Origin of the sequence: Parafrankia sp. EUN1f, from assembly GCF_000177675.1 — a bacterium.
In the GTDB taxonomy this organism is placed as follows: domain Bacteria; phylum Actinomycetota; class Actinomycetes; order Frankiales; family Frankiaceae; genus Parafrankia.
In genome coordinates, this window is sequence record NZ_ADGX01000033.1 from 42,502 (window position 1) to 57,595 (window position 15,094).

General features: G+C 71.5%; 13 protein-coding genes and 2 pseudogenes. 5 read left to right on the top strand and 10 right to left on the bottom strand.

The genetic code is table 11. The annotated features are described in order from the left end of the window. Nucleotides 1-39: 39 nt before the first annotated feature. Nucleotides 40-1,620 (bottom strand): dolichyl-phosphate-mannose--protein mannosyltransferase, encoded by a 1,581-nt coding sequence (locus FREUN1FDRAFT_RS12660; protein ID WP_006540441.1) that lies wholly within the window; start codon nt 1,618-1,620, stop codon nt 40-42. A 433-nt stretch (nt 1,621-2,053) separates the two neighbouring features. Here FREUN1FDRAFT_RS12660 and FREUN1FDRAFT_RS12665 point away from each other — a divergent pair, with 433 nt between their 5' ends. Next, the gene (locus tag FREUN1FDRAFT_RS12665; RefSeq protein ID WP_050795842.1) at nt 2,054-2,719 is read left to right on the top strand and encodes a copper resistance CopC family protein; all 666 of its coding nucleotides are present in this window, start codon (nt 2,054-2,056) and stop codon (nt 2,717-2,719) included. Between the two features lie 64 nt (nt 2,720-2,783). Here the strand turns inward: FREUN1FDRAFT_RS12665 and FREUN1FDRAFT_RS12670 are convergent, their stop codons facing one another. From FREUN1FDRAFT_RS12670 to FREUN1FDRAFT_RS46205, 6 genes are all read right to left on the bottom strand, one after another. After that, on the bottom strand, nt 2,784-3,134 hold the full coding sequence (locus FREUN1FDRAFT_RS12670) for a hypothetical protein (RefSeq protein WP_035951407.1): 351 nt from the start codon (nt 3,132-3,134) through the stop codon (nt 2,784-2,786). Between the two features lie 39 nt (nt 3,135-3,173). After that, nucleotides 3,174-3,743 (bottom strand): DUF6232 family protein, encoded by a 570-nt coding sequence (locus FREUN1FDRAFT_RS12675; RefSeq protein WP_006540444.1) that lies wholly within the window; start codon nt 3,741-3,743, stop codon nt 3,174-3,176. Nucleotides 3,744-3,952: 209 nt separating this feature from the next. Further along, nucleotides 3,953-4,750, bottom strand: a complete 798-nt coding sequence (locus tag FREUN1FDRAFT_RS12680) for a hypothetical protein (protein WP_006540445.1) — start codon at nt 4,748-4,750, stop codon at nt 3,953-3,955. A 124-nt stretch (nt 4,751-4,874) separates the two neighbouring features. Next, nucleotides 4,875-5,726: a hypothetical protein gene (locus tag FREUN1FDRAFT_RS12685; protein WP_006540446.1), complete on the bottom strand. Its 852-nt coding sequence runs from the start codon at nt 5,724-5,726 to the stop codon at nt 4,875-4,877. Between the two features lie 122 nt (nt 5,727-5,848). Next, nucleotides 5,849-6,391, bottom strand: coding sequence for a GNAT family N-acetyltransferase (locus tag FREUN1FDRAFT_RS46200; RefSeq protein WP_006540447.1), 543 nt, complete (start codon nt 6,389-6,391; stop codon nt 5,849-5,851). Nucleotides 6,392-6,488: 97 nt separating this feature from the next. Then, entirely contained in the window at nt 6,489-6,992 is a 504-nt protein-coding gene (locus FREUN1FDRAFT_RS46205; RefSeq protein ID WP_006540448.1) for a hypothetical protein, read from the bottom strand. A 303-nt stretch (nt 6,993-7,295) separates the two neighbouring features. Between FREUN1FDRAFT_RS46205 and FREUN1FDRAFT_RS12700 the strand changes: the two genes are divergently transcribed. The 4 genes and pseudogenes from FREUN1FDRAFT_RS12700 to FREUN1FDRAFT_RS12715 all read left to right on the top strand — a co-directional run bounded on the left by FREUN1FDRAFT_RS12700 (nt 7,296) and on the right by FREUN1FDRAFT_RS12715 (nt 10,081). After that, entirely contained in the window at nt 7,296-7,817 is a 522-nt protein-coding gene (locus FREUN1FDRAFT_RS12700) for an SRPBCC domain-containing protein (RefSeq protein WP_006540449.1), read from the top strand. 86 nt (nt 7,818-7,903) lie between these two features. Further along, a complete protein-coding gene (locus FREUN1FDRAFT_RS12705) occupies nt 7,904-8,314 on the top strand; it encodes a GNAT family N-acetyltransferase (protein WP_232295166.1) in 411 nt (136 codons plus the stop codon). Nucleotides 8,315-8,472: 158 nt separating this feature from the next. After that, nucleotides 8,473-8,658 (top strand): annotated as a pseudogene (locus FREUN1FDRAFT_RS47985) (alpha/beta hydrolase); the annotation flags it as partial. A gap of 103 nt (nt 8,659-8,761) precedes the next feature. Continuing rightward, nucleotides 8,762-10,081 (top strand): CdaR family transcriptional regulator, encoded by a 1,320-nt coding sequence (locus FREUN1FDRAFT_RS12715; protein ID WP_006540452.1) that lies wholly within the window; start codon nt 8,762-8,764, stop codon nt 10,079-10,081. Between the two features lie 349 nt (nt 10,082-10,430). Here FREUN1FDRAFT_RS12715 and FREUN1FDRAFT_RS12720 read toward each other — a convergent pair whose 3' ends face one another. The 3 genes and pseudogenes from FREUN1FDRAFT_RS12720 to FREUN1FDRAFT_RS12730 form a co-directional block, all read right to left on the bottom strand. Beyond that, nucleotides 10,431-11,633, bottom strand: a complete 1,203-nt coding sequence (locus tag FREUN1FDRAFT_RS12720) for an ABC transporter substrate-binding protein (RefSeq protein ID WP_006540453.1) — start codon at nt 11,631-11,633, stop codon at nt 10,431-10,433. Nucleotides 11,634-11,916: 283 nt separating this feature from the next. Then, a pseudogene (locus FREUN1FDRAFT_RS41390) lies at nt 11,917-13,583 on the bottom strand (MFS transporter). Between the two features lie 50 nt (nt 13,584-13,633). Further along, a complete protein-coding gene (locus FREUN1FDRAFT_RS12730) occupies nt 13,634-15,073 on the bottom strand; it encodes an alpha/beta hydrolase family protein (RefSeq protein ID WP_006540455.1) in 1,440 nt (479 codons plus the stop codon). Between the last annotated feature and the right edge of the window lie 21 nt (nt 15,074-15,094).

Consider the following 15,094-nt stretch of genomic DNA (forward strand, 5'->3'; position numbering starts at 1 on the left):
GTCGGTTCATCACCGGTCGGTTCCTCGCGGTTCGCGGGTTCAGGCGACGATCCAGGCGGGGAACCAGATGCGGTCGCGCCAGTCGTCCAGCGGAATCGTCTGCCAGGCCAGGATCGGGTAGTAGTAGGCGAACAGCAGCACGACGGCGATCAGGTATACGCCGAAGATCAGTGCCCCGACGAGGCGGCGGGTGTCGGAGGCCTCGCGCGGGCCGAGTACCAGGCCCGCGCAGGCGGTGATCCCCAGGATCATGAACGGCAGCAGCGGCAGGGCGTAGAAGAAGAACATCGTGCGGTTGGGGAAGGCCAGCCAGGGCAGGAAGGACGTCCCGAAGCTGACCAGCACGAGGGCGGCCCGCCAGTCACGGCGGGCGACCCACAGCGCGATCATCGCGACCAGTGAGGCCGTCCCGACCCACCAGACGGCCGGGTTGCCCAGCGCCAGCACCTCCCGGGCGCAGCCCTCGACCGCCCGGCAGCCCTGCTCGCCGAATTTCGGGCCCTCGTAGTCGTAGGCCACCGGCCGGCCCATCACCAGCCAGCTCATCGGCGTGGACTGCGCGACGTGCCGGGCGGACAGGTGTTCGTGGAACTCGAGGATCGCCCGCTGGTAGGACCACCAGCCGCGCCAGGCGGCGACGAACCCGTCGCCGTACTTGTGCCGGTCGTACCCGCCGTCGGTGAGGAACCAGCCCGTCCAGGTGGAAAGGAACGTCACGATCGGCACGAGGATGTAGCAGCCGAACCAGGCGGGCAGGTCCCGGCGCAGCGCCCCGCGGACCGGCGCCGGGAAGCCCGCCGTCCGGCGGGCGCCGATGTCCCAGGCCAGCGCGAGCGCGGCGAACCCGACCAGGGTGTAGAGGGCGCTCCACTTCACGCCCATGGACGCACCCAGGCACAGACCGGCGGCGAGCCGCCAGGGCCGCCAGCCGAGCCACGGCCCGTACCGGGCGTCGGCTCCTCCTCCCACAGCTCCCACGGCGCTGTCGGCGCTGTCGGTGCTGTCAGTGCTGCCGGTGCACGTGAGCCGGTCGGCGAGCCTGGTGCGGCCGTGGTCACGGTCGAGGACGAGGCAGGCCAGCGCGAGCACCAGCCCCGTCATCAGGAAGATGTCGAGGATGCCGATCCGGCTCTGGACGAACTCGAGCCCGTCGAAGGTCATCAGCAGGCCGGCGAAACAGCCCAGCAGGGTGGAGCGGAACATGCGGCGGGCGAGCCGGGTGAAGACCAGTACCGCGAGCGTGCCGAAGAACGCGGAGGCGAACCGCCAGCCGAGCTCGGGGCTGCCGTGCACCGCGCCGGCGCAGTCCTGGTAGCCGAAGAGCTTCTCCGACGCCGCCATGAACCACTTGCCCAGCGGCGGGTGCACCACGAAGGCGTCGCCGGAGCAGGTGTTGCTGTTCACCTCGTAGCCGTGGGTCATCAGGCCCCAGGCGTCCTTGGTGTAGTAGACCTCGTCGAAGTAGATGCCCTTCGGCTCCGTCAGCCGCCAGAACCGCAGGATTCCGGCGAGCAGGGTGACGGCGAGCGCGGCGGCCCAGCCCAGTACCCGGTCGGCGGGCATCGGCGGGCAGAGCCGTGCGCGCAGCGTGCCGGCCGACGCGGCGACGGCCCGTGCCATCTGGCCGGGTACTGGCGCGGAGGGGTCAGCCGTCGTCAATGCGGTCACGCTCACGCGCTCAGCCTAGGTCGTGAGCCTGTGCCTGCTGACAGGGCGTTTCCGGCCCCGTCCCCCGGGGGTCCCGCACCCCAGCAGCGACCCGGAAGGCAGTGGCGACCCGGCGGCGCGCGGTCAGAGAAGCAACCAGCTCACCGAGGTCGGCTTCGGTACGCAGGGACGATTCGACCCGCCGGGAACGTGAGACGAGCGAGGACGGAGCATCTGGCTGCCCGCACGGCCGCGGGCGGCGGTGGGCCCCGCGCGGCCCAGGCCTGGCTGGAAAGAAGGCCGGCCGGGCAAAGGCCGGCCGGGCAAAGGCAGGTCGGGAAAGCACGACGACCCGCCAGGGCAGAACCTCGCGGCGTTGTCGACGTGGACCCATAGCATGCAAGCGGTGCACAGAAGATCGCATCTGCCCCTGCCCGGCGCCTCCCTGCCCGGGGCGGCCCTGCGCAGGGTGGCCCCGGTCGTCGCCCTGGCCGCCGTGCTGGTGGCCCTGCTGGGCTCACCGGCGTCCGCCCACACCGCGCTGACCTCGTCCGATCCGGCCGCGGGCGCGACCCTCGACGCCGCACCCGGCGCGATCTCGCTGACCTTCAGCGGGACGGTCCGAGGCGACGGTTCCAGCGTGACCGTGACGGGCGACGGTGGTGCACCGGCTGCCGTCGGTGCTCTTTCCGCCGTGGACAACACCGTGACGGTGCCGGTCTCCGGGCTCACCGGCGGCGGCTACCAGGTGGTCTGGACCGTGGTCTCCGCCGACGGCCATGCGATCAACGGGCAGTTCCCCTTCACGGTGGCCGCGCCCAGCCCCGCGCCCACCTCCGCGTCGCCCCTGGCCGGACCGGGGCGGGCGGCCGGCAGTTCGTCCCCGGCATCCCCGGCCGCCCTGGCGGCGGGGTCCCCCACACCCACGGTGCGGATCGAACCGTCCGCGCCACCGTCGTCGTCCGACAGCAACGCGGTGTGGTGGATCATCGCCGTGATCTCCGTCGCGGTGCTGCTACTGGCCGCCGTCGCCGCCGTCCAGCTAATCCGCCGCCGGGGCACCACACGCTGACCGGCTGCGCCCGGCCGCGGGTCGACCGGAGGCCGGGCGCGGCGGGTGCGGGCACCCGCATCCGTTACCGGCCGAGCAGCGCCACCACCATCGCGGCCACGCCGCCCTGGACGATCGACAGAACCGCGTCCTTGGCCCCGCCCGCCACGGCGGCGCCGAGCTCCTGGAGCCGGCTCGGGTTGTCCCGCACCGCCGCGATGACGGCCGCCGGGTCGGCGACGACCTCCCCGTCCGGAGTGACCGCCCTGTCCCGGATCAGCTGGGCGATGAGGGCGCGCAGCTCGCCCACCGCCGCGTCGAGCTGTGCGGCGGACCCGGCCTGGTGATTGCTGACCACCTGGTTGATGTCACGACCGGCCTTGTTGACCGTGTAGCCCTGGCCGGTGAACTTGTCACCGGAGAAGACGTCACCCATCATTCCCCCGCCCTGCGCCCGGACCGGGCCGGTCGTCTGTCACTGGCCGGCACCGCGGCCACCCTTGTTGACGTTGTAGCCCCGCCCGGTGAATTTGTCGCCGGCAAAAACATCGCCGTGGACCTCGATGTTGTACGCGGATGCCGGCGGATCCTCGATGGCGGCGACGAGCGCGTTCCGGATGCGCATGATCTCATTGAGATCCGTTCCGTTCAGCAGGGCGGCCTGCGCGCCGGCGGTTTCGAGAACCAGCAGGTAGTAGGTTCGCCGAAAGAACATCCGGTAGATCAGGACCCCGACCAGCCAGAGAACGCCCGCGCCGGCCAGAACAAGCACGAGCACTGCGAACTGCCGGCCGACGTCCTCGAGGGCGTACTCCCCGTCAGGGTCGGCGTAGCGAGGGCCCACGATCACCGCCACCACGAGCAGGGCGACGCCTCCCGCGAGTGACGCCATCCGCCGGAGCGGGTAGAAGGTGCTGTACTTCCCGAACCATTTCAGCTCCCGGGTCTGAATCCGGGAGATGTTGGCGAGCGGGTACACCTCGTGCCCGATCGTGAGCGCCCGCTTGCCGACCACGATCTCGAAGATCTGATTCTTTTTTGCCATACAGCCCCCGCCTGTACTGGCTTATTGATGACGCGGACGCCGATCGGCGACCGCACCGTGAGCTGACATCCGAAACGTCGACTGACGAGAGCGAGGCCGATAAACGTCGGGATCGGCGACGGCAGGTACCTGGTCACCAGATCCGCGCAGAACGTACCACACATCGTGAAATGAAGAAATCCGAGCGTGGCCGGTTATCTCCGACTGGATCAGGCGAGGCCGGTGGGGGTGACCCAGTCCGGCGCGATCCGCTCGCCGCCGACCGTCAGGGTGAACGCACCCTCCTCGTCGAGCAGACCGACGAGCAGGGCGAGCAGAGTCTGCACCCGGGCGAGCCGGGCGCTGGTCACGGCCGCCGGCGACTGCAACGCCTCGGCGAAGGCATCGAACCATTCGGCGAAGACGGCCTCGTAGTTGTCATGGAAGTAGGCGAATCCCAGGCACTCGTTGGACGCACTGCCCGGCCCGCCGCGCATCAGCTCGCCGATCGCCCGCTGCTCCTCCCGCCACAGCATGAACCGGGAGGAGTGGTAGGTGTCGACGCGGTCGTACTCGTCGCTGCTGAACGCCCCGCCGATGTCGGCGAGCAGCGCGGCGACGACGCGGGTGTCCTCGGCGCTCTCGAACCGCAGCAACGCGAGCCGCGAGTACACGATCTCCAGGGTTCCGAAGTAGCGCGCGACGCAGAACAGCGTGGCCAGCAGCGCGAGCCGGCTACGACGATCCGGCTCCTTCGAGATGGGCTTCAGATACGCCAGGAATTCCTTCTTCCGAATGCTGTGGATACGGGTGCCGAGGTCGAACGCCGCGACGAGCAGCGGCTCCCGGTACCGGTCCAGCTCGGTCTTCGCCGCCGAGCGTTTCTCGCTGTCCCTGGTGGAACGGTCGAGCTCGAAACGGATGCGTTCCATCTCGACACCCTGGCGATGGGTCCACACCGTCGCGGCCACCGCCACCAGGGCACTGACAACGGAGGAGATGAGGGCGGCGACAATTCCCGCGTCCACGTCTGCCTGCCCCCCAGCCCAGCCGTTCACACGCCGACGTCGGCACGTGGCAGCCTATCGCCGGACCACCGGGCAGATTCCCGCCTTTGGGAATCCGGATCGGGCCCGGCTCGTCGCCGTCAGGTCACCGGCGGACGGCGGGACCCCCGAACAGCGCGCTGCGGATCTCACGGCCGGCTCTGGCCACCGGCTGCCAGAAGACCCGGTTCACCCAGCGGACGGGCACGACCACCGTCACGCGCCACACCGCGGCGGCCGCCCGCGCCACCGGGACGACCACCGTTCGCCACACGAAGGCGGTCGGGACCACCACGAGCACCCGGAAGACGGCGGCGATCCCACGCCCGATCGCGGTCGCCACCCGCATCGCGAACCGGCAGGCCTCGGCGACGATCCGGCCCGCAGGCACGATCACGGCCCGCCACGCCCAGCGCGCCGGCGCCACCACCAGCGCCGCCAGCACCGCCTCCGCGATCTTCCCGGCCAGCCGCAGGACACCGGCGAACGCACGCGCCACGGGTCGCAGCACGGTCTGCCACAGCCACCGCGCCGGCACGATCACCAGCCAGGTGACGAGAAAGCGCAGCGGGATCGCGATGGCGTAGTGGAAGACGAACAACACGGCCAGCCGGACCGGATTGATCACCCATCGCCACAGCAGGCGTCCGAGCGGGGTCAGGAACCAGTCCCAGAGGAGCCGTTTCAGGCCCAGCAGGAGCGGGCGCAGGAACCACGTCCACAGCAGCGTGCGCAGCCCGCGGCCAACCAGCACGAGCCCCTGCCACAGCAGCTGAAGCGGAACGACGATCACCAGCGCGATCAGCCGCGCCGGCCAGCGGATCAGGTCGTAGACGAGGCCGTCGGGCTCGTCGCGCCGGGCAGGGTCCGCCGGCGGCCCTGGACGAGGAGACCGCGGAGCAGCCGCGCTGCCAGCGTACGGGTGCCGGTCTTTCCGGTTGCTCCGGTTTTCAACCACAGCGGAGTATCTATCGTTCGCGCGGCCCGAAAATCGTCCGTTTGTCAGCTGGTAAACACCCCGGGCAGGTCGGGCACGGTGTCCCGCGGCGGGGGTCCGGGGTGGCCGAGCCGGCCGGCGTGTCAGGGGCGAGGCCGGGGCACCCGTTCGAAGAAGTGGGTGGCGTGCGGATTGTCGTTGTACCGGCCGATCGGACGGTAGCCGGCCTTCTCGTACAGCGCGATGGCCTCGGTCAGGGACTCATGAGTGTCGAGCCGAACGGTGCGGTGACCGAGGGCGTGCGCGGTCTGCTCCAGGTGGAGCAGAAGTCGGGAACCCAGGCCCGCGCCGCGCCAGGCGTCATCCACCCACATGCGCTTGATCTCGCCGACGCCGTCCTCGATCGTCCGCACACCACCGCACGCCACCGCGGCCCCATCACCGATGGCCAGGACGAAACAGCCCCCGGGTGCCGCCAGCGACGCCGCACCGTCATCCGGCTCGGCGGACGGATCGAAGCCGAACCGCCGCCCGATCTCCGCGAAGTAACGGCCGACAGCCCACACCGCCGCCGGTGATGTCGGGTCGACGGCCTCGAAGCGCACCGCCGCCGCCCGCGCACGCGACCCACTGCCGCGCAGGCGCTCGGAATCCTCCACGCCAGCGAACGCTAACCGACGCGCCATCGCTTCCTGGCATCGCGCCGCGACACAGGCAACAACCGGCCCACATGGTCTCGGCCAGCCCGTCCGCCCGGACGGCACACGATCGCGTGGCCGCGCCCTAACCGCCCGTGGGCAGGACCGACGGGACGACCGACAGCACGACCTGCCGCGGCACCGCGGGCTTCGACACCGGGAGTTTGGGCGTCGGGGTTTTGGGCGTCGCTGTATCCACGGTCGCGGGCTTGGGCTCCGCCAGCATCGAAGCCGCGGGCCCCGCAGTCTCGGCCCAGTCGGTGTCCGACGGCTCTGCGGGTGCGGGAGCATCCGGCGAACCGGCTGTCAAAGGGCGATCCGGCGCCGCGGTGACCAGCGAAAGGCGCACGGAGGTGGGGGCATCCGGCACGAAAGCGGTCGACGGACGTTCGCCTCGAGCCCGGGCGGGTTGTGTGGGCACCACGGACAGGCGACCGGCGGACGGACGCACCACTGCGGCGGGGCCGCGTTCGCGTGCTGGTAGACGGGCCGGAGCGGCCACCCGCGTCAGCGCCGCCTCGATGGCGTGCATGCCCAGCATCATCGCCATCAGCGCGAAAGGAAACACCAGGATGAGCGCTATGATCACTGCGATCTTTCCCTTCCGGATGGCGCGGTCAGATGCCTGGTGCGACGGGCGGGAAGCCGGCCGGTCATCCAAGCTACGCGGGCGGTGAGCACCGGCCCACGGCGAAGAGCACCGTTGTCGGATGCCGCAGGTCCCTGCTCCGGGGGACCAGGCGGGCTTCGGGCCCCCGGGCCCACTGACCGCAGGCTTTCGCGGCCATGTTTCAGCCATGGCTCGAACGTGCCTGCCAGATGGACCTATGCCGGATCCGAATCCCTCGACGGCGCGCGGAGGGCGTCATCCGCGGGCGGGACTGGCCCACCCGTGGCGGCCGCCGCTACCTTCGGGACCGTGTATTCGCTGCGGGTGAGCTGTCGGCTCGGCGCTTCACGCGCCACGGTGTACCGGGCACTGATCGACCCGGCGGCAATCGTCCGGTGGCGGTTCCCGGACGGGATGAGCGCACAGCTGCACGAGTTCGACGCCCGCGAGGGCGGCGCCTTCCGGATCTCGCTCTCCTATGACCGGCCCGGCGCGGCCGGAAAGACCGCAGGGAACACCGACACGTACCGCGGCCACTTCGTGCGGCTCGTTCCCGGCGAGCAGGTCGTCGAGGAGCTCGCGTTCGAGACCGCCGACCCGGCCCTGGGCGCCCCGATGACGATGACCACGACGCTCTCCGACACCGACGACGGCGGCACCCTCGTCGTCATCGCCCACGACGGCATCCCTGATGCCATCCCCACCGCCGACAACGAGACCGGCACCCGCATGGCCCTGGACCGCCTACGGGCACTCGTCGAGGCTGGTACGCCCGGCGCGCCGGCCACATCGGGGATCCGGTGACCCCGCCCTGGCAGCCGTTACGGGCCGCAGGGTGGCAACTGTCGGACGACCCCGAGCTCCTGGACCGCCCCAAGGTGTGGAGATGGTTGTCGCTGGAGGCTCCGTGGGCGCGCGGCCGTAGCCAGGAGGCCGTGTACACCGCGCTTGACCATTCCCTCACCGTGGGCGTCTACGATCCGGCCGGTCTGCAGCGGGGAGTCGCCCGTTGCGTGACCGACCGGGTGGCGGTCGGTTTCATCGACGACGTCTTCGTCGATGCGGACCATCGTGGGAAAGGAGTTGGGCACTGGCTGGTCTGTGGGCTGCTCCAGCACCGACTGTTACGCGAAATCCCGCAGTTCACGCTGGTGACAGAGGATGCCCATACCCACTATGCCGCTGCCGGCTTCACGTCCCTGGCCAGAATCCAGCGGTGGATGCAGTGGCGACGCGACGTCGGCTCCGCGTACACGCCCGATCCCTGGGCGCCGGATTCCCCGCCCGGCTCCGCCGGTTGAGCAACCGGATCCACCGGTCGCCCCTGCCCGCCGGTGGCGCCTGGGACGATGCCGGCCCGCCTGACAATGCGTCCGTACTATGTTTGTCCGGATAATCACGTTGCTGGCCATGGACCGGGTGGCTCCTCGACCGGGTCCGGATCCGAGGAGACACCGTCATGGCGACCTATGTCCTGGTGCACGGGAGCGGGCGTGGCGGTTGGTGCTACCAGCCCTTCGCCCGCAGGTTACGCGGCGCCGGTCACGAGGTGCGTACCCCCACGTTGACCGGCCTGGGCGAACGCTCGCACCTGCCCAGCCCGCAGGTCGACCTCGACCTGCACATCCAGGACGTCGTCGCGATGGAGCAGGCGCGCTCCGCCGGACGGTTGTGGTCCATCGACACCGGCCACGACCTGCTGATCATCGAGTCGGTGGCGGTCACGAACGCACTGGTCGAGGTCGCCGGTGACGCCGGGCAGTGATGCGGCGGCTCCGGGCGCGTCCGCGTCCGCGTGGCTCTACGAGTCGGTGGGGCGGCTGTCCGACACGGCGGTCGCCGCGTTCGGCGGCCTGCCGTGGTACACCCGGCTGTCCGCGCACAGCCGGTCCTGGGTCCGGCTCATCGTGCACCAGGAGATCGCCACGATGGCGCAGAGCCTGGTGGCGGCGCGGGCGCCCTCGCTGCAGAACGTCTTCTCCGGAGTGCCCGCGGAGGTGGCCCGGCAGATCTCGTTCGACCAGACCGTCGAGCTGCTCCAGGTCACCGTCGACGTCGTCCTGCGCGTGGCGAACGCGGAGGCGGACGAGGCCCTGGACCCCGCCACGTCCGCGGTGCTGCGCGCCGAGCTGGAGCGGTACGGCCGCGAGGTCGCCTTCCAGGCGGCGACCGTCTACGCGAAGGCGGCCGAGCATCGGGGCCGCGCGGTGGCGGGTCGACGCGCGCTGCTGCTCGAGGCGCTCGTCGACGGGCGTGAGGACCAGATCGCGGCGCGGGCCGCCGACGTGGTTCCGCTCGGGCTCCCGGTACGCATCCTCGGGATGAACCCGCCCGAGGGCGGGACCGACCCGCTGCTCGACGAGATCGCCCGGATTGCCGGCCGTCTCGGGCTGGTCGCCTGCGCCGCGTCCCGTGGAAAGGCAGTGGTCGTGATCGCCGTCCAGGGGCCCTCCTCGGCGACGGCCGCGACCGGCGGCGGGCCCACGGTGTTCGCCGCGGATCCGGCGGCTGCCGCGGTCGCTGCCGGCACCGGAGGCGGGAGCCGGAGTGGCGCGGGCACAGCCACGGAGGGCGGCGCTCCGGTCGATCTGGTCGGCGGGCTGCGAGGGCTGGTCGACGGCCTCGCCGGCCCGGGGATCGTCATCAGCGAGCCGGTCGCGTCGGTGGCCCGGGCGGGCCCCGCGACGGCGGCCGTACTGTCCGGGCTGCGGGCGCTCGCCGCATGGCCGGGGAACCCGGCGGTGGTCAGCACCGAGGATCTACTCGTCGAGCGGGTGCTGTGCGGGGACACCCAGGCCGCCCGGCAACTGGTGGCGACCTGCGTGGACCCGCTCGTCAGCGCCGGCCACGGGCTGGTGGAGACGGTGGACGCGATGCTGCGCTGCGACGGCTCCCCCGAGGCCGCCGCCCGCAGCCTGCCGGTGCACGTCAACACCCTGCGCTACCGCATCACGAAAATCGTCAGCCTGACCGGGCGAGATCCACGCCGGTACCGGGACGCCAGCGCGCTGCGGATCGCCTTCGCCCTCGCCCGCACCGGTACGACCCCATCGGTGCTTCTCCCGTAGCCAGACCCCTCCAGGAGGACGCCGTGCGGACAGCAGCCGTGCAGACCTCGACGAGACCGACCCGGCGGCGCCCAGCCGCTGCCCGAGCGCTGGCCGTCACGGCCGCGGGCGCTGTCACGGCTGCCTTCCTGGCCGTGCCCGCGCACGCCTCGTCCTCGTCCTCGACCTCGACCGAGCCGGCCGGTCAGACCGGTCCGGCCTGCTGCCGCGGGCGGCGAGACCTGGCGTGTCGACGTCGCGAACCCCGCCCACGCCGTCAAGGTCGCCACACATCCGCTGCTGGCCTTCCCCGATGATCTGACCGTCACCGCCGAAGGGTTGACGCGTCAACCGGAGCCGGGCCGGGCCGTCAGTCGGTGAGGCGCGTGCCGCACCATCGCTCGGTGCCGTCGGCGGCGCGGCGGCTCTCGAAGGCGGTGCCGTTCTCGTTCACCGTGGCAAAGCGGTAGCACAGGGAAAGACTGGTCCGGTTGGTGCTGAAGTCCACTCCCCCGGGAATGAGCCCGGCGGCATCGTAGTCGGTGAGCCCGCGCAGGGTTTTCTGGAACGATGCCCGGGTCGGGCAGGGGCCGGCGAGCTCCAGGCCCCGGAGCAGCATGTCGGCGGTGATGTAGGAGTTCAGCACGAGGTTCTGGTCCGGGTCGGACACCTGGGGCGCGAAACGGCCCATCGCGTCTCGGTAGGTCTTCAGCGCGGGATCCTTCGACTCCCACGGGATCTGGACGAAGTAGGCGGACACCCCGGCGAACTGCCGGCCGTCGCCGGCGAGCACGCTCCGGTCGTAGGCGAGCGGGGAAAGCACCATCTTGAAACCGACCCCCGCCTCGCGGGCGGCCGCCAGGAGCTCCCGCAGGCCGGCGAGCTCCATGGAGACGATCAGGCCGTCGGCACCGCTTTCCCGGATGGCCTTGACCGTCCGCGCCGCCGAGGTCGCGCCCAGGCGGTACGGGATGCGGGAGACCACGTCAACGCCCTGCGACCGCATGCTCGCGACCATCTGGTCCCCGAGAACCTGCGCGGAGTCCGAGACCGGGTCCTCCACCACGGCGGCCCGCGTCACACCCTGCGCCCGGGCGAAGACACCGAACGTGGTGACCGAGTCCTCGGAGGCGTAGATGTAGGTTGCCGCGAACATGTTCTCGTAGTTGCTCCAGGCCTGCTCGGCCGCGATGCCGAGCACCGGGATGCCGTTGGCCGCCAGCAGGTCTGCCGACCCCGACGCCGCCGTCGTGAACTCCGCGAGCACGAAGACGTTCTCCCGCTCGATCAGCCGGTGCGCCACGGCCAGGTTGGTCTCGTTCTGCGCGGCGTCGTCGGCCGGCACCGCTTCGATGCGGCGCCCGTGCACGCCACCCGCCTCGTTCGCCAGCGCGATCCTGGCCTCGAAACCGCTACGCGCCAGGCTGAACGCGAGGGCGAGGGGGCCGGTGTCCGGGTAGACCAGACCGACTCGCACCGTGCTGCCGGCGAAGCCCGGCGTCGTGCAGGCCGGTACCGGCGGCGACGCGTCGCCCCTGGCCCTGCCACAGGCCGCGAGGAGCAGTACCAGCACCAGTCCCAGCGCCGCGCCGGAGGTTCCCGCGACCCGCCGCGGCCGCCGTGCGCGCCTGCCTGGACGACACCGGGCAGGCCGCGCCGAGGCCCCGCGGCCAGGTTGTGCAGCACCGCGCCGGGAAGCGGCGGATATCCGTAATTCCACTGAACGCTGTCACCCCCCAGAAGTGAGCCTTTTCCATCGCCGACTCGTGCACGACGGCCCTGACCGTGCACCGCGAGATGGAGAAGGCTCATTGAGGTGAGCCTAGCGATTACGATGTGAGAAGTCTCCCACAGAATCATCGGACGTGGCGCCGTGCCCGCCCGGTCGAAATCGGGCCGGCGAATTGCGTGCGAGGAATCATAACCGCGGCTCCGGCGAGGCGATGTGCTCCCCCGCGCCGTCGATGCCGGGGAGCTCGCCGTAAAGTGAGCAGGCTGACAACCGCTCCGGCGGCGACCAGTGCGGCCGACACCTCCAACCCGCGGGCGTAGCCGGCGACGAATGCCTCCGGGAAGGCCGCGCCATCCGCCATCAGTGCGCGTTGTCGGGAAAGCAGAATCGCGCCGGTCAACGCCACCCCCAGCACACCCGACACCTCACGGGCGGAACTGAGCACAGCTGAGGCCATGCCCTCGGTCGAGGCCGGGAGAACCTCCAGGATCCGGGACGTCATCGGCGTCGTCAGGGCCGAGCCCGCCCCGATGACGACCAGGCCCGGCACGAGCTCGACGAAGGTGGCGTCCACCGGAATCCAGGCGATGATCAGCAGCCCACCGGCCACCATCAGCAGCCCGCCGGCCACCGTCCAGTGCGCGCCGCACCGGCGGGCCAGCAGACCGGCGGGGGGAACCATCACGATCAGGGCCAGCGCGAGCGGAACAAATGCCAGGCCGGCCCGGGTGGGGCTGTAACCCAGCACGAGCTGCAGAAACAGGGCGGTGAAGAAGAAGACCCCGTTAACCCCGAGCCCCCACAGGACCTGGGCGACGATTCCGCCGCTGAACGCCCGCAACCGGAACAGGTTCAGGGCCACCATGGGCTCCCTGGCACGTCCCTCGATCACCAGGAACATGGTGCCGGCCACCGCCGCGACGGCGAAGGACAGCAGGATGCGGGCCGACCCGAATCCCAGCGTGTTGCCTTCGACCAGCGCATATGTGAGGGCCAGCAGCGCGAGCCCGGACAGCACGACACCGGGCAGATCGAGCCGCGGCCGTCGGCCGCCGTGCTCGGGTCGCCACGGCTGACCGCGGCTCGCCCGCGCGGCCAGGAGCATGGCGAGCGCGCACACCGGCAGGTTCAGGTAAAAGATCCAGCTCCAGTGGGCGTACTGGGTGATCGTCCCACCGACGGCGGGGCCGAGGGCGAGCGCGACGGCGATGGCGGCGGTGAGGACACCGGCGCCGAGATGGCGATCCCGCTCGTCCAGGTCGGCGGCGAGGATCGCCAGCGCCGCCGGCAGCGCCAACGCTCCCCCGCCCCCTGCGCCAGCCGCGCGAGGATCAGGGCGAGGGAGGTGTCCGCGGCGCCGGCGACACCGGAGAACACCGCGAAGACCGCCAGCCCCAGCAGGAGGACCCGCCAGCGGCCGAACAGGTCGGTGAGACGTCCGCCCAGCAGCAGCAGGCTGGAGAAGGCGAGGATGTAGCTCGTCGCCACCCATTCCAGCCCGGCCGCGGACAGCGCGAAGTCGCGCTGCATGGAGGGCAGCGCGACGTTCACGACCGTGTTGTCCAGCGCCGTGATGAACGCCGCGAGCCCGATCGGCGCGATCGCCTTGCGTCCGGGCAGGACGCCGGCCACGGCCCGCTGTCGCCGCCGCCGCCCCGCCCTCCGGGCCGGCCGGCCCGGCCGCCGAATCTCCGGGCCACCCGCCGGGCGGCCCGCAGGCGCAGCTGCCCGGTCGGCTGTCCCCTCAGCCGTCGGGTCGGCTGTCCCCTCGTCCGTCCGGATGGACGTCATTTCGATGCTTGTCACCGGTACTGAACCAACCGTCGCCCGCTGGTGCGGCGCTAGGCCGCGGGCAGGCCGAGGCCTGCGGCCAGCGTCGGCCACGACCGGACGAGCTGGCGGTCCCAGTACTTCCAGCTGTGCGTGCCGTTGCCGTAGAAGTCCGTCACCACCGGCAGTCGTCCCGCGTTCGCCGACCGGATGAACGCCTGGCCGTTGCTGTTGGTGGCCATCTCGAAGGGGTCGTCGGTGGCGCCGGCGGCATCCAACGGGCCTGGTTTCCCGTTACCCGACGAGACATAGAGGTTGATCCCGCGCAGCCTGGTGATCAGGTCGGCGGGGTTTCGCTTCGCCCAGACCCCCAGGAACAGCACCGGGTCCCCCCACATGGCCCAGGAGATCTGCCCTTCCCGCACCAGCAGGCCCTGGATCAGCCCCGAGGAGAGGAAACCGATGGTGTCGACCACACCGCTGTAGGACGCGGCGGCGCCGTAGGCCCCGGGGTGCAGCGCGGAGAGCGCGAACGCCGCGTACCCGCCGACCGACGCGCCGGCGATGGCGGCGCGGCCGGAGGCACGGTAGCCGCGCTGGAGGATCTGCGGGAGCTCGGTGGCCAGGAAGGTGTCGTAGCCCCAGCCCTTGCGCAGCACGCCGATGTTGAGCCAGTTCGTCCCGAACCCGGCGGAGCCGTCGCTGGGCATGACCACCAGCGCCTGCTTGTCCGCGGCGAAGGAGCGGATGTTGGTGAACACCGACCAGGACTGGTAGTCCGCCTTCTCGCAGCAGCCGTGGATGAGGTAGAGCGACGGCCAGGTCTGCGCCGGGCTGCCCGCCCATCCCGTGGGGAGGATCACCCGCACCGGGGCGGCCCCGTTCAGCGCCGGCGAAACGATCATGAGGTCGACGGTGCGGTCGTCCACCCGTGACTCGTAGGCGACGTACGCCCCGTCGTCCGCCATGGCCGCCACCGAGCCGATGACCGGGACGGTTCCCGCGTTCGGAACGCCCATGGTGGCGGTCGCGGGAACCAGCCCGGTGAGCTGGTTGAGGCCGCCGTTCACGCTGCGGTTCACCTGGGTCAGCGGAGCCACGGCCGTTCCCGGCACCCGTGCGGCCAGGGTCGCCGCACTGACACGGGTGGTGGACGTCCCCGTCGAGAACGCGACCGCCTCCGTCCCCGGACCGGCGGGGCCGGCGGGCCCCGCCGGCCCCGCTTCGGTCAGCCCGGGCGCCAGGCCGACCGCGGCCAGCACCAGCGCACCGGCGAGCAGCCGCGCCGGGAGGCCAGGGCGGCCACCGCCCGATCGCCGTCCCGACGCGACTGATCCGTCCAGGTGCCGCTTCGGCGATACCGGTCCGTCCGAGGGCCTTCTCTGCGACGCTAATCGCCGCGGGCGGCGGTCGCGGGGCGGGTCCGTCGGGGCGGTGTTGCCGGTGTTGCCGGCGTGCTGCGTCGGGCCGGTCCCGGTCGTCTCGGGCCCCGTCCCCGGTGTCGTGTCCATCTCGTTGCCTTCTCCCACGGC

Coding starts and splice junctions, on each gene's coding strand:
- FREUN1FDRAFT_RS12730 (WP_006540455.1), bottom strand. CDS start 15,073: ATGGACACGACACCGGGGACGGGGCCCGAGACGACCGGGACCGGCCCG.
- FREUN1FDRAFT_RS12660 (WP_006540441.1), bottom strand. CDS start 1,620: ATGGCACGGGCCGTCGCCGCGTCGGCCGGCACGCTGCGCGCACGGCTC.
- FREUN1FDRAFT_RS12675 (WP_006540444.1), bottom strand. CDS start 3,743: ATGGCAAAAAAGAATCAGATCTTCGAGATCGTGGTCGGCAAGCGGGCG.
- FREUN1FDRAFT_RS46200 (WP_006540447.1), bottom strand. CDS start 6,391: ATGGCGCGTCGGTTAGCGTTCGCTGGCGTGGAGGATTCCGAGCGCCTG.
- FREUN1FDRAFT_RS12670 (WP_035951407.1), bottom strand. CDS start 3,134: ATGGGTGACGTCTTCTCCGGTGACAAGTTCACCGGCCAGGGCTACACG.